This is a genomic window from Streptomyces sp. NPDC007157 (assembly GCF_040634235.1).
Taxonomy (GTDB): Bacteria; Actinomycetota; Actinomycetes; order Streptomycetales; family Streptomycetaceae; genus Streptomyces.
Genome location: NZ_JBEYFE010000007.1, coordinates 18,563 through 30,975 on the forward strand (window position 1 = coordinate 18,563; position 12,413 = coordinate 30,975).

General features: G+C 69.5%; 12 protein-coding genes. 6 read left to right on the forward strand and 6 right to left on the reverse strand.

Annotated features, from left to right (window positions below; translation table 11 throughout):
- The first annotated feature begins 41 nt into the window (after positions 1-41).
- Complete coding sequence (locus tag ABZ642_RS14630) at positions 42-1,298, forward strand: sensor histidine kinase (protein WP_360483433.1); 1,257 nt, start codon at positions 42-44, stop codon at positions 1,296-1,298.
- Positions 1,295-1,963, forward strand: a complete 669-nt coding sequence (locus ABZ642_RS14635) for a response regulator transcription factor (protein ID WP_360482579.1) — start codon at positions 1,295-1,297, stop codon at positions 1,961-1,963. The genes ABZ642_RS14630 and ABZ642_RS14635 overlap by 4 nt, the downstream gene beginning before the upstream one ends.
- A gap of 127 nt (positions 1,964-2,090) precedes the next feature.
- Here ABZ642_RS14635 and ABZ642_RS14640 read toward each other — a convergent pair whose 3' ends face one another.
- Positions 2,091-2,759 (reverse strand): DedA family protein, encoded by a 669-nt coding sequence (locus ABZ642_RS14640; RefSeq protein WP_360482582.1) that lies wholly within the window; start codon positions 2,757-2,759, stop codon positions 2,091-2,093.
- 233 nt (positions 2,760-2,992) lie between these two features.
- Complete coding sequence (locus ABZ642_RS14645; RefSeq protein WP_360482585.1) at positions 2,993-3,925, reverse strand: LLM class F420-dependent oxidoreductase; 933 nt, start codon at positions 3,923-3,925, stop codon at positions 2,993-2,995.
- Positions 3,926-4,391: 466 nt separating this feature from the next.
- On the opposite strand from ABZ642_RS14645, the gene ABZ642_RS14650 reads away from it, so the two are divergent.
- From ABZ642_RS14650 to ABZ642_RS14660, 3 genes are all read left to right on the forward strand, one after another.
- A complete protein-coding gene (locus tag ABZ642_RS14650; protein ID WP_360482588.1) occupies positions 4,392-5,030 on the forward strand; it encodes a TetR family transcriptional regulator in 639 nt (212 codons plus the stop codon).
- Between the two features lie 391 nt (positions 5,031-5,421).
- Positions 5,422-6,420 (forward strand): L,D-transpeptidase, encoded by a 999-nt coding sequence (locus ABZ642_RS14655; protein WP_360482591.1) that lies wholly within the window; start codon positions 5,422-5,424, stop codon positions 6,418-6,420.
- Positions 6,421-6,516: 96 nt separating this feature from the next.
- Positions 6,517-8,190 (forward strand): esterase-like activity of phytase family protein, encoded by a 1,674-nt coding sequence (locus tag ABZ642_RS14660; protein WP_360482594.1) that lies wholly within the window; start codon positions 6,517-6,519, stop codon positions 8,188-8,190.
- Between the two features lie 147 nt (positions 8,191-8,337).
- On the opposite strand, the gene ABZ642_RS14665 is transcribed toward ABZ642_RS14660, so the two are convergent.
- Complete coding sequence (locus ABZ642_RS14665; RefSeq protein WP_360482597.1) at positions 8,338-9,141, reverse strand: SDR family NAD(P)-dependent oxidoreductase; 804 nt, start codon at positions 9,139-9,141, stop codon at positions 8,338-8,340.
- Positions 9,142-9,273: 132 nt separating this feature from the next.
- Here ABZ642_RS14665 and ABZ642_RS14670 point away from each other — a divergent pair, with 132 nt between their 5' ends.
- A complete protein-coding gene (locus ABZ642_RS14670; protein ID WP_360482600.1) occupies positions 9,274-10,179 on the forward strand; it encodes a LysR family transcriptional regulator in 906 nt (301 codons plus the stop codon).
- Positions 10,180-10,211: 32 nt separating this feature from the next.
- Here the strand turns inward: ABZ642_RS14670 and ABZ642_RS14675 are convergent, their stop codons facing one another.
- The 3 genes from ABZ642_RS14675 to ABZ642_RS14685 form a co-directional block, all read right to left on the reverse strand.
- Positions 10,212-10,799 (reverse strand): hypothetical protein, encoded by a 588-nt coding sequence (locus ABZ642_RS14675; RefSeq protein ID WP_360482603.1) that lies wholly within the window; start codon positions 10,797-10,799, stop codon positions 10,212-10,214.
- Positions 10,800-11,036: 237 nt separating this feature from the next.
- The gene (locus tag ABZ642_RS14680; RefSeq protein ID WP_360482606.1) at positions 11,037-11,606 is read right to left on the reverse strand and encodes a peptidoglycan-binding domain-containing protein; all 570 of its coding nucleotides are present in this window, start codon (positions 11,604-11,606) and stop codon (positions 11,037-11,039) included.
- Between the two features lie 202 nt (positions 11,607-11,808).
- A complete protein-coding gene (locus ABZ642_RS14685) occupies positions 11,809-12,327 on the reverse strand; it encodes an adenylate kinase (protein WP_360482609.1) in 519 nt (172 codons plus the stop codon).
- Positions 12,328-12,413: the final 86 nt, after the last annotated feature.

Genomic DNA, 12,413 nt, shown 5'->3' on the forward strand with positions numbered 1-12,413 from the left:
CCACGTTGACGACAGCCACGTCCGCCGGCGACATCGGCGGTATGGGACCGCTGGCCGCCCGGCTCGCCCGGGCCGGCCAGCGGCTGCGCCACGCCGACCGCGACCATCCCTGGGTGCTGGACACCACGGTGGTGGTGCTGGTCTTCCTCATGTTCTGCCTGCCGGACCTGCTGCACGGGGGTGCCGGGGACGGCGACGGGCCCCACCGGTTCCGTGTCGCGTTCACCCGCCTGCCGCCGGCGGCCATGCTGCTGGTCCAGGCGGGCCTGGTACTGCCGCTGCTGTGGCGACGGCGCCGGCCCATGACGGCCTTCGCCGCCGTCGCCGCCGTGTTCGTCCTCCAGTGGTCGCTGGGTGCCGCCCTGCGCGCGGACGTCGCCCTGTTCGTCGCCCTGTACAGCCTGGCCCTGCACGGGCGGCTACGGCAGCTGCCGTGGGCCTGCGCGATCATGGTGGCGGGGATGGTGCTGGTCGCGGTGCGCGTGTCGGCGGTGGTGTCGGTCTGGGACGCGCTGTTCTTCCTGCTCAGCACGGCGACCGGGGCCCTCGCGCTCGGCCTGATGATCAGGATGCGCCGGGCCCAGCTCGCGGGACTGCGGGAGCGCGCGGCGCGTCTGGAGCGGGAACGCGACCAGCGCAGCAGACTCGCGGCCGCCACCGAGCGCGCCCGGGTGGCCCGCGAGATGCACGACATCGTCGGCCACAACCTGGCCGTCATCATCACCCTCGCCGATGCCGGTGCGTACGCCACGGACGCGGCTCCCGAACGCGGCAAGGAGGCCCTGAGCCTCATCGGCGAAACCGGCCGGACGGCCCTCGATGAGCTCAGACGCGTACTCGGTGTGCTGCGGGAGGCACCGGACGGCCCGGCCGAGGCGGCCGAACTCAGCCCGCAGCCCGGCCTCACGGACATCGAGGCGCTGTGTGACGGGGTGCGCGGCGCCGGCCTGGACGTCGTCTACCGGACCGTCGGCGACATGGACGCCCTGGACGGCGGGATGCAGCTGACCGTGTACCGCATAGTCCAGGAAGCCCTCACGAACACCCTGAAACACGCCGGAGCCGGCACCCGGGTGAGACTGTCGGTCGTGGCCGAGGACACCCGGCTGGTGGTCCGCGTCCGGGACGACGGCTCGGCCGTGGACTCCCGGCCCCGGAACGAGGAAGGACATGGCCTGGTGGGTATGCGAGAGAGAGCGGCGCTCTACGGAGGGACCGTCAGCGCCGGACCCGCGAGCGGCGGCGGATGGACGGTGGAGGTCACCCTCGACCTGGCACCCCGGGCAGGCGGCCGATGACCACGGTCCTGATCGTGGACGACCAGCCGCTGCAGCGCTACGGCTTCCGGGTCCTGCTCGAATCCATCCCCGAGACGGACGTGGTCGGCGAGGCCGCGCACGGTGCCGAGGCCGTCCGCAAGACTGCCGAACTGAGCCCCGACGTCGTTCTGATGGACGTACGGATGCCCGGTATGGACGGCATCGAGGCGACCCGCCGGATCACCGCCGCCGGTGGCCGCTCGCGCGTCCTCGTGCTGACCACGTTCGGCCTCGACGAGTACGTCCATGCCGCGCTGAGGGCCGGCGCCAGCGGCTTTCTCCTCAAGGACGCACGCCCCGAGGAACTCCTCGCCGGCATCCGCGCCGTCGCCGTCGGCGACGCCGTCATCGCACCCGCGCTCACCCGTCGGCTCCTGGACGAGTACGCCGAGCACGTGCCCGCCCGCCGTGCCGACGCCGGTGAGGACGCACGACTGAGTGCCCTCACCGAGCGCGAGCGGGAGATCCTCGTCGCCATCGGCAAGGGCTGGACCAACGGCGAGATCGCCGCCCGCTTCGTCGTGTCCGAGTCGACCGTGAAGACCCATGTCGGCCGTGTCCTGGCCAAGATAGGTGCCCGCGACCGCATCCAGGCCGTGATCTTCGCCTACGACCTCGGACTGGCCCGTCCCGGCGCCGGCTGAGCGGGCGCCGGCAGGCGGGATGGTGGTTCCCGCCGGTGACGGACGAGTGGTTCACGGCGCGACGAGCGGTGGACCCAGCCCCCTGACCACGCCGGTGGTTACGCCGCGGACCCCTCGCAGGCCGAGCTCATCCGCGCTCCTCGCGTGCCCTTGCGGTCCGACGGGAGCGGAGGACCTCGGCCAGCAGAGGCAGCAGCGACACGACCACGATCAGCGCGACCAACGGCAGCAGGTAGCGGTCGACGTTCGGGATCGAGGAACCCAGTGCGTAGCCGGCGAGCGTGAGGCCGAGGCTCCACACCAGGCCGCCGATCACCTGCCACACGGTGAACGTCCGGACCGGCACACCCAGCGCGCCCGCCATCGGATTGAGAACCGTCCGTACCACCGGCACGAAGCGGGCCAGTACGATCGCCTTCGCGTGGCCGTACCGCTCCAGCAGTTCCTCGGCCCGCTGCGCTCCCTCGTGCAGGCGCTTCGAGCGGCTGCGCGCGAGCAGTGCCCCGCCCGCCCTCCGGCCGAGCAGATACCCGCACTGGGCTCCGGCCAGCGCTCCTAGGGCCGCCGCGATCAGCAACGGCCCCAGCGAGAGGTGGACGCCCTGGTCGGCGGTGCCCGTGCACAGCAACCCCGCCGTGAACAGCAGCGAGTCCCCGGGGAGGAAGAAGCCGACCAGCAGCCCCGTCTCGGCGAACATCACCACGCCCACGCCCAGCACGCCGAAGGCGGCCAGCAGCGATCGGGCGTCCAGCACATTGACGGCCAGCTGCGAGGCGAGGTGCAGCGATGTGGTCATGGGGCCTGGGCCTTCCTGGGGGTGACTACAGGCATGTAGACGATTTTTGCACTGTAGACGATGACGGAGCCCGGAACGCCCCCCGTGGCCTGACGGCTGTCACCGACCGGGCGCATTGCCCTCGACAGGGTGAATCCCGGGCGCCCGGTGCTGGCCCGCCACCCGTGGTCGCACAGCCTGATCGCGAACCCCTGCCTCGGAGCCCCGAACACCCGCCCTGCCCGGCGAGCCGGTCAGAAGCCTGCCGCACGGGCCGTCGAGTACACCTCGGCGGCCACGTCCTTCAGTTCCTGTGCGTCCCGCGTGGCCCATGAGAGGTCGACCAGGAACTCGTCGAGACCGATCTCGGTGTACGCCATCAGATCGCTGACGATCTGCTCGACGTCGCCCTGGAAGGGCCGGCGGTCCGGGCCCTCGTGGCGCTTGGCGGTGTAGTCCGGGTTCACCCGCACCACCGTCCGCAGCGGCCGGGTGCGGCCCCGCTCGGCGGCGAGATCCCGCAACTGGCGCCACTGGGCGGCCACCTGCTCGGGACCGTCGGCATACGGCAGCCAGCCGTCGGCGTGGTCGACGAGCCGGCGCATCGCCCGCGGGGTGTTGGCCGGCACCAGGATCGGGATCGGCCGGGCCGGCTTGGGCCCGACGACGGCCGAGGCGATCCTCGTGATCCGGCCGTCCTCGTAGACCACCGGGTCCGGGCCCCACACCGCCCGGCACACCTCGAACACCTCGTCCATGACCTTGCCGCGCTCCTCGAACGGGCGCACCCCGGCGGCCGCGTACTCGTCCAGGGACCAGCCACTGCCGAGGCCCGCGACCACCCGGCCGCCGCTCGCCGCGTCCAGCGTCGCCAGGGACTTGGCCAGCTGGAACGGGATGTGCAGCGGCGCCACCAGAACGGCGGTGCCCAGCTCGACCCGCTCGGTGGCCGCCGCCGCGAGCGTCAGTGTGACCAGCGGTTCGGCCACGCCCCGGTAGGCGTCGGGCCAGGCCAGCCCCGGAATGCCGTACAGGGGCTGGGTCTGGGGTTCCGGGAACAGGGCCCGTTCGTACACCCAGAGGCTGTCGTATCCGATGTCCTCGGCGGCGCGTGCCACGTCCGGCACGTCCTTGCCGAGGTCGTACTGCCGATTCTGCGGGAGACCGATTCCGAGCCGGGTCGTCATGCCGGTGTGCTCCTCCGTGGTTGGTTGCGCAATCAAGTTAACGTTGTCTCGGTCGGGTTGGCGCGAGACCCGGCCGAGGGCCTCGGTGAATCGCACCGGCTTGCGGCCTGTGCCGGCGCGGCGGCGGTGGAAAGACCACCCAGGGCGGTACCGCGGTCGCGGCGGTGACCGATGCGCGGTCGAGCGGCTTCATGTCGTGCTCCTCCCGACCGGTTCCCAGGGTCCGGGCTTCGTCACAACGGGCTCTCTCGCGCTCTTGAAAATTCAAACGCTCGCTTGACTTTATGGCTGACGATGCAAGCTGTCAAGCCACTGTTTGAATTCTTCGATCGTGCGGCCGAGGGGGTGCGCGCGCTGCCGCGTTGTGGCTGGCCGGGTAGGGTCTGCGGCGGTGATCCGGGGTGGTGACCCGGGTGTTCGCGGGAACTGTTGACGATATAGTCAATCGTCTGCTTGAATGCATGCCATGACAAGGGCGGAAAAGGCGGACCTGCGCCGGGAGGCGGGTCAGCGCACGCGGGACGGCCTGCAGACGGCCGCCCTGGAGTTGCTCTCGCAACGAGGTCAGGAGGGCGTGACGCTCCGCGAGATCACCGATCGCGCCGGAGCCAACGTCGCCGCGGTGAGTTACCACTTCGGGTCGCTGAAGGCACTGTGCGAATCGGCGATAGAGCACGCGCTGGAGCGGTATCTCGACGCGCAACTGCGGGAACTCGGCGCGCTCGCCTCCACCGCGACGCTCCAGGAGGTGGCGACGGCGTTCGCCCGGCCGATGATGAGCGCGCTGTCTGCCGGTGGACAGGACCTGGCCGTGATGCGGACCGTGGCGCGCGTCGGCATCGATCCGCCCCAGGCCTGGGAGCGGCTGAACGGCAAGTTCGACCAGAGCCGCCGGGAGGCCCTCCGCGTGCTGACGGCGAACCTCCCCGGAGTCGGCGAGGAGGAGCTGATCTTCCGTACGCGCTGCGCGGCCGGCCTGCTGAACTGGCTCGCGCTGGCACCCATCGGCACCGAACTGGCCGCCATGCCCGCCGAACAGATCGAACGGCAACTGGTCCCCGTGGTGGCCGGGGCGTTCCGCGGGGACACCCCCGCCGGCGGTTGACCAGGCCGAAGCCCATCGGGACCCGGACAAGGTCGGCGAGCGGCGGAGATGCATGACGAGCCTGCGGACGCCGGCGGGGTGGCCGAGATCCACTTGGAACCCGTACGGGAGGGCGTTGTTGACACTCTCCCAGTAGCTCGTGGTGTTCGCGTCGACCGTGTTGGACGGGGCGTACGTCTGGGTGAAGCTGCCCGCCGTCGCCGAGCGGTGCAGTGCGAGATCCGCGTCGCCGTCCGCGTGGGCGCAGTTGGACTGCCGCCTGACTCGCACCTCTTGCGGTGTGCACCGAATCTTGGGACATGCTTTACGCGAGACAGGCAACCATGGGCCATGCCATGACTGTCTGACAATTAGTCGGGAGTCGGGCCCGCAAGGGCCGAAGAACGAGAGAGTGGGGCAGACCGTGAGGCGGCGCAAGGGCGGCATAGGGATCGCACTCGTCACGGGCGTGCTGGTGGTGGGTGCGAGCGCCTGCGGCGGGGGTGGCAGTGACAAGGCGAGCGGCGACGACGCGAAGGCGTCGGTGAAGCCGAGTGCGAGTGCCTCGCCCAAGCCGACGAAGCCCGCGGGCCCGCCGATGCTGCTGGACACGATCACCCCGCAGACGGGAACCACCGTCGGTGTGGCCATGCCCATCTCGGTGATCTTCACGAACCCGGTGGCGGCCAAGGCACGGGCCACGGTGGAGAAGCACATGAAGGTGAGCGCCTCACAGCCGGTGGCCGGCGCCTGGCACTGGATGGGCGACAGGCGCGCCGACTGGCGCCCGAAGACGTACTGGCCCTCCGGTACGACGGTGAAGATCGACGCCGACATGAAGGGCGTCAGCAACGGCAACGGACGCTACGGCGTGCACGGTTACACACACACCTTCAAGATCGGCGACGACGTACGCGCGGACGTCTCGGTGACCAACCACACCATGAAGGTGACCCGCAACGGCCAGACGGTACGCACCCTGTCGATCAACGCCGGCAGCGCCGAGTATCCGACGTGGAACGGCACGATGGCCGTCATCGACAAGCAGGAGAAGGTCCACATGACCTCCTGCAGCGTCGGCATCAGCTGCGACAAGGGCAGCCCCAACTACTACGACCTGACCCTGCCCTGGGACGTCCACCTGACCCAGTCGGGTACCTACGTGCACTACTCGACCGGCGACCCGAACCCGGGCAGCGGCAGCGCGCGCGGCTCGCACGGCTGCGTCCACCTGTCCATGTCGGACGCCAAGTGGTTCTACGGCCAGGTCAAGCAGGGCGACCCCGTGACCATCACCGGCTCGCCCCGCGCCAAGGCGCCGGCCGACAACGGCTACGCCGACTTCAACCTGGGATGGGACCAGTGGCTCGCGGGCAGCGCCTCGGGGGAGCAGACGACGGCGACCCTCTGACGCACTGAAACCCAGGAACGAAAAAAGGCCCGTTTTGAACTGCCGGTTCACCCAAAAACGACTCAGAGTTCATCACTGACCTACAAGTTCATGGGCATGACCTCAAGACCTCGCTTGCGCAACCGCACCCGGATCGGCATAGCGATCGCTGTCACCGTCGCCGTGGCGGGCACCGGCACAGTCGTGGCCCAGGCCCACGGCTGGCTGTCCGCCCCGGCGCACGACTTCGACGCGGCCGCCGACTCCTTCTCCGGCCACGACAAGGTGACCGGCAACGTGCTGCGCAACGACTCCGGCGCGACCGCCGTCGTGCGGCACACCGACCCGTCCCACGGCACGGCGACGGTCAACGCGGACGGCACGTTCACGTACACACCGAGCTCCGGCTTCAAGGGCACGGACACCTTCACGTACACGGCGACCGACGCCGTACAGCTGTTCAAGGACACCCAGCCGAACGGCGCCCCGCTGCCCTCGCTGGCGACGGTCGCCGGCCCGGGCGGTACCACCACCCAGATCTCCGGTGAGGGCTACGGCTCCGCGCTCGCCCCGGTGCCGGGCCGGTCGGGCTACTTCTACGGCCTCACCGACCGCGGCCCCAACGCCGACGCCCCGGACGGCAACAAGTCCGAGATGCTCACCGACTTCACGCCGCAGATCGGCGAGTTCAAGCTCGTCAAGGGCAAGGCCGAGCTGGTCAAGAAGGTCACCCTGAAGGGGCCGAAGAACCTTGGCGGCGTGTTGTACAGCGGCCGTCCGCCGCACGACACGAGCGAGGTGATCGACGACGTCGCCGCGACGAACGCCAACGGCGGCACTCCCGTGCCCGTCGCCCGGGATCCCTACGGCTACGACTCCGAGGGCCTGGTGGCGCTGCCCGACGGCACGTTCTGGGTCTCGGACGAGTACGGTCCGTACGTCACGCACTTCGACCGGAACGGCTACGAGCTGGGTCGGCTGACCCCGTACAAGGACAGCCCGGACAACGCGTACCACAAGATCCTCGGCTACCTGCCGGCCGAACTGGCCAACCGCTCGAAGAACAAGGGCATGGAGGGCCTGACGGTCACGCCGGACGGCTCGACCCTGGTGGGCGTCATGCAGGCCGCGCTGCAGCAGCCGGATCTCGGCAGCACCAAGGCGTCCAACTTGTCGCCCACCCGCATCGTCACGATCGACCTGCGCACGTGGAAGACCAAGCAGTACCTGTACCTGCTGGACGACCCGGCCACCACGGGTGACGCCAACAGCGAGATCACGGCACTGTCGGACACGAAGTTCGTCATCGACGAACGGGACGGCAACTTCGAGCCGTTCGCGCAGAAGTCCCTCTACGAGGTCGACATCAACGGCGCGAACGACGTCAGCGGGCTGACGGTCGGCGGCAAGTCGCCCGAGGCGTTCGTCGGCAAGGTCGGTACCAACGCCGCGCTCACCGCGCTCACCGGTGCCGGCGTCCAGGTCGCGCAGAAGCAGCCGTACGTCAACGTCGGGACGCTGGTGAGCCAGCTCGACCCCAGCGGGAAGTTCTTCGGGCACGACAAGGTCGAGGGTGTCGCCACCACGGACGCCGGCAAGACGCTGTACCTGTCCAACGACGACGACTTCGGCATCGACACCATCGCCGTCGACCCCGACGGGAAATGGACCGTCCACCAGAAGGTGCTGCCGCCGACGGGTCAGACCGACAACGGCGAGATCCTGAAGGTCGACACCACCAAGTTGCCGGCCGTGCTCAAGACCGTCACGGTGACGATCCGCGTGAACTGACGCACCCAGCGCCCCGCCCAGCCCCGGGCCCGTCCACTCCGGTGGACGGGCCCGGGGCGGCAACGGGCGGGCTGGGCTGCCGCTGGTGCGGCCGGCATGCCGGCGGTGCTGCCACTGTTCCGCTCGTCCCCGCATCCCCTCATCCGTTCATCCGAAGGCGGCCAGGGACACCGGCTGCCACCGGCGCCAGGTGTTCAGACGCTCCTCGTAGAGGTCGGCGACGTCGGTGAAGGACTTGCCGAGGAAGATCCTCAGCGGGGGCTCGTCCGCGTCGACGATCCGAAGGATCGCGTCGCGGGTGGCGCGCGGGTCGCCGACCTCGAAATCCACCGCGGTGGCCGCGTGGACCTCGGCGTACTCCGGGTGCCGCGCACTGTGCCGTGCCCCGCGGGCCAGCCAGTCGGTGGCATAGGGACCAGGTTCGACGTTGGTGATGTGGATGCCCAAGGGAGCCACCTCCTGCGCCAGGGACTCCGACAACCCCTCAAGGGCCCATTTGGAGGCGTGGTACGCGCTGATGCCGGGGAAGGCCCGTACGCCGCCCTCGCTGGTCACCTGCAGGATCCTTCCCGACCCCTGGGCCCGCATCACGGGCAGAACGGCCTGTGTGACCCACACCGCGCCGAAGAAGTTGGTCTCCATCTGAGCCCGGAGTTCGTCTTCGCCCAGTTCCTCGACCATGCCGAAATGCCCGTAGCCGGCATTGTTGACCGCGATGTCAAGCGAACCGAAATGCGAACGCGCACGCCGCACTGCCGCGTACACCGCCGCACGGTCGGTGACGTCGAGCCGGACCGGCAACACCGCGTCCCCGAACCGCTCCGCCAAAGGGGCCAGCCGGCCGACGTCCCGAGCCGTCGCGACAACATGATCGCCGCGCTCGAGCGCCGCCTCCGCCCACTCACGGCCGAAGCCCCTCGAACTGCCCGTGATGAACCACGTCTTCGCCATGATGGGTGCTCCTTCTGGGGGATAGGTGGATTGCCGGCCGCCGCTCCTTCATCGTGCTGCCGATCGAGACATTCCACCAGCGAGGCTCTCGCACAGAAGACATGCCATTCCGGAATGTGTCAGGATGGCGCCATGGCCGACTACACCCTCACCGGCCTGCGCGTCATCCAGGCCGTAGTCGACACCGGATCGTTCACCGCCGCGGCGGACGCGCTCGGATACACGCAGTCGGCGGTGTCCCGTCAGGTGGCGGTGATGGAAGCCGCCGCGGGTGTACCGCTGTTCGTCCGGGGCGCCCGTGGGGTCGCCCCCTCCCCGGCGGGCATGCTGCTCGCCCGCCGGGCCGCTACGGTCGTCAACGAGATCGACGCCGTCGGCGCAGACCTCGCCGGACTGCGGGACCACCTCACCGGGCGGGTCGTCATCGCCGCGTTCCCCTCGGCCGCCACCGTCCTCGTCCCCAGGGCACTGGCACGCCTGCGACACGATCACCCGGGCCTGGTCGTCGAGCTCGGCGAGGCGTCCTCACCCACCCAGCTGCGCCAACTCCGCGCCCACCGCATCGACGTCGCGGTGATCGCCGTGGGACCGGACCTGCCCGCCTACGACGTCGGGGGACTCCTCCGCGACCTGCTCCTGGACGGCGGTCTCCTGCTCGCCGTGCCCGCGAGCCACCGATTCGCCGGCCGCGGAACCATCCCGGTGACCGAACTGAGAGACGAAGCCTGGATCGTCGGCAAGGGCCTGCGTGACGACCCCCAGTTCGGCGCCTGGCCAACACTCGACCACCCACGGATCGCCTACGCCGCCCGCGAATGGCCCACTCGCCTGGGTCTTGTCGCCGCCGGTCTCGGCATCGCCGTACTGCCCGAACTGGCCGCCGCGGCGGTCCCCACCGGCGTCCGCGTCGTCCGCGTCGACGATCCCGCCTGGCTCGGCCGGGCCACGGTCGCCGTCACGGCCCGCGACCGCTCTCCCGAGGTGACGGCCACCGTGGAGGCTCTCCGCCACGAGGCCGCACAGCTTCGAGCGACCTGACTCCCGGCTCTCGGACCGATCCGCCTGGTCGCTCACGCCCTCCAGTGGTAGCCCAGGGCAGAATTCACAGCGACGGCGTAGGTGAGATACATGAGCCAGCCGCCGGTCAGGATATGGAACAACCCCAGTCCGCGTCCGCCCAGTTTGACGCCGATGACGGAGAAGAAATGACAGAAGTAGATCACGAAAAGCCCCACGAAGAGGAGGCCCACCGGCCAGTCCTTGACCTTGAAGAACACTGTCGCGCCCATAGCGGAGATCACCATGTAGGCGACGCACATACCGGCATTGGTGCGCGCCTCATTGCCGCGATAGCGGTTCCAGCCCATCGCGAACCAGTGGATTCCGTACGCCGAGAAGGCCAGCGCGGCCATATACAGTGGCGGTGACTTCGTGAAGACCTCGAACCAGCTGAGCCCGACGAAGAGGATGATCCCTGTGACGAACTGGCACATGCCCGGCAGCCATATTCCCCAGACGCCGAGAGCACGGTCCGTCGCGTCGCTCTCCGGCGGATATCCGAACAGTTCGTGCGGCCCGTACACGAGGTATCCGGTACCGAGACCGAAGAATCCGAGAGCCAAGGGTGGATAGGCTGACGGATCGAACATCACATCCATGTTCTCCTCCTTCGGAGGACGGAAGATTGGCTCCTTTGCGTATCCGCCCTTCCCGTTCATGACGCGTGCCCCGCGTCAGACGCGCTCGCATATTTTTTCACGCCATAACTCCGCCCGCCACTTGGGTAGTCGGCCACCGTTGAGAAATCCTCACGGTTGCCGTCGATGCAATGAGCCTATTTCTGCCGCTTTTCTGACCCGGCGACCTCGAATTCTGCGGATGCGGCTGCTCGATATCTAGCAGAGATGGGTGCCCTGATCGACCACGCGGTACTGGGTGTTCTGGCCGGCCAGCCGATACAGCGCCCACTTCTGACCGGCCGTGCCCTTGCACCCCCACACCTGGACGTTCGCGCCGCGGGTGTCGAGACATCGGGCGACCGAGACGGCGTCGACGCTCTCGGTCACGGTGAGCGAGCCGCTCCGGACCGGCCCACGGGGCAGGCCGTACAGAAGTTTCTTGGTCAGCGCGTCCGCCTTTCCGACGGTGAGCCCTGCCTCGGCCTGGAAGGCCCTGACCGCGGCGAGGGTCCCACCGCCGAACCTGCCGTCTGCCGTCACGTACAGGCCGTGACCGGAGAGGAGGAGTTGCAGGGCCTTGACGCAGTCGCCGGAGGCCCCCGAGGTGATCTCGGTGGGGCAGGTGGCGGCACGGAGATCCGGTGTCCCCGAGCCCTGTCCTTGTGTGACGGAGTCCTCCGTGACCCCGGTACTCGGCGACTGCTTCACCGCCGGGTCGGCCTTCGACGAGGTGGGCATGGGCGTGCCGTGCGAACTGCCGGGCGTCGAGGCCGGGGTGTACGTCACGGTCACCGACGTCTCGGGCCCGGAACCCGCCGACGCGGCACGGGAGACGGCGAGCCGCCGAACTCGTCGGCGTTGGTCCGGGTTCCGACCGCGCGTCCGCCGGAATGGTCCCCACTCCGGCTGCGGGCGCAGCCCCTGCTGTCCTCTCGAGACCGGACGACCGCTGCGTCGGTGATGGGGGACCGGTGTCCGGTCTGCCCGGTCAGAGGGTCGTCAGCCAGGCCGTCGTGTGATGGGGGCGGCGCAGGTGGACTGTGCGGAGCGGGCCGAAGCGGGGATCGCGGAGACGGCGCTCGATTTCACGGTGGCGGGCTCTGTGCTGCGTCCAGGCCCACCAGGCCGGGTGTTCGCGGCTCAGCCAGCCCGTCCAGGTCTCTCTGTTGCCGCCGAAGAGGACCTCGCGGGTGACGGTGCGGCGCAGCGACCGGCGCAGAACGCGGGGCATGACGACGTGTTTGGGGTAGTCGAGCCAGATCACGGTGTCGGCGCGGTCCCACAGCAGGTCACGGACTTCGGGATATCCGAGGGAGTCGATGATCCAGCGAGGTCCGGCAGTGAGCTCCGATACGTCCTCGGCCAGCTTGCTGTTGGTGGCCCAACTGGGGCCGTTGAAGTACAGGGCGTCCATTTCGTGGTAGGGCAGGCCCAGGCGGCTGCTCAGGTTTCGGGCGAGGGTGGATTTCCCCGCGCCGGTCACGCCCACCACCAGGATCCGTTCCACGGCTGAACCCTATCCCGGCGCCCGTGGAGGGGCGTTCCCCGTTGTGGGGCTCTGTGGTGTCGGTCCGGCGGAGCCCTGGACGCGGG

Coding starts and splice junctions, on each gene's coding strand:
- ABZ642_RS14630 (WP_360483433.1), top strand. CDS start 42: ATGGGACCGCTGGCCGCCCGGCTCGCCCGGGCCGGCCAGCGGCTGCGC.
- ABZ642_RS14635 (WP_360482579.1), top strand. CDS start 1,295: ATGACCACGGTCCTGATCGTGGACGACCAGCCGCTGCAGCGCTACGGC.
- ABZ642_RS14640 (WP_360482582.1), bottom strand. CDS start 2,759: ATGACCACATCGCTGCACCTCGCCTCGCAGCTGGCCGTCAATGTGCTG.
- ABZ642_RS14645 (WP_360482585.1), bottom strand. CDS start 3,925: ATGACGACCCGGCTCGGAATCGGTCTCCCGCAGAATCGGCAGTACGAC.
- ABZ642_RS14650 (WP_360482588.1), top strand. CDS start 4,392: ATGACAAGGGCGGAAAAGGCGGACCTGCGCCGGGAGGCGGGTCAGCGC.
- ABZ642_RS14660 (WP_360482594.1), top strand. CDS start 6,517: ATGACCTCAAGACCTCGCTTGCGCAACCGCACCCGGATCGGCATAGCG.
- ABZ642_RS14665 (WP_360482597.1), bottom strand. CDS start 9,141: ATGGCGAAGACGTGGTTCATCACGGGCAGTTCGAGGGGCTTCGGCCGT.
- ABZ642_RS14670 (WP_360482600.1), top strand. CDS start 9,274: ATGGCCGACTACACCCTCACCGGCCTGCGCGTCATCCAGGCCGTAGTC.
- ABZ642_RS14675 (WP_360482603.1), bottom strand. CDS start 10,799: ATGGATGTGATGTTCGATCCGTCAGCCTATCCACCCTTGGCTCTCGGA.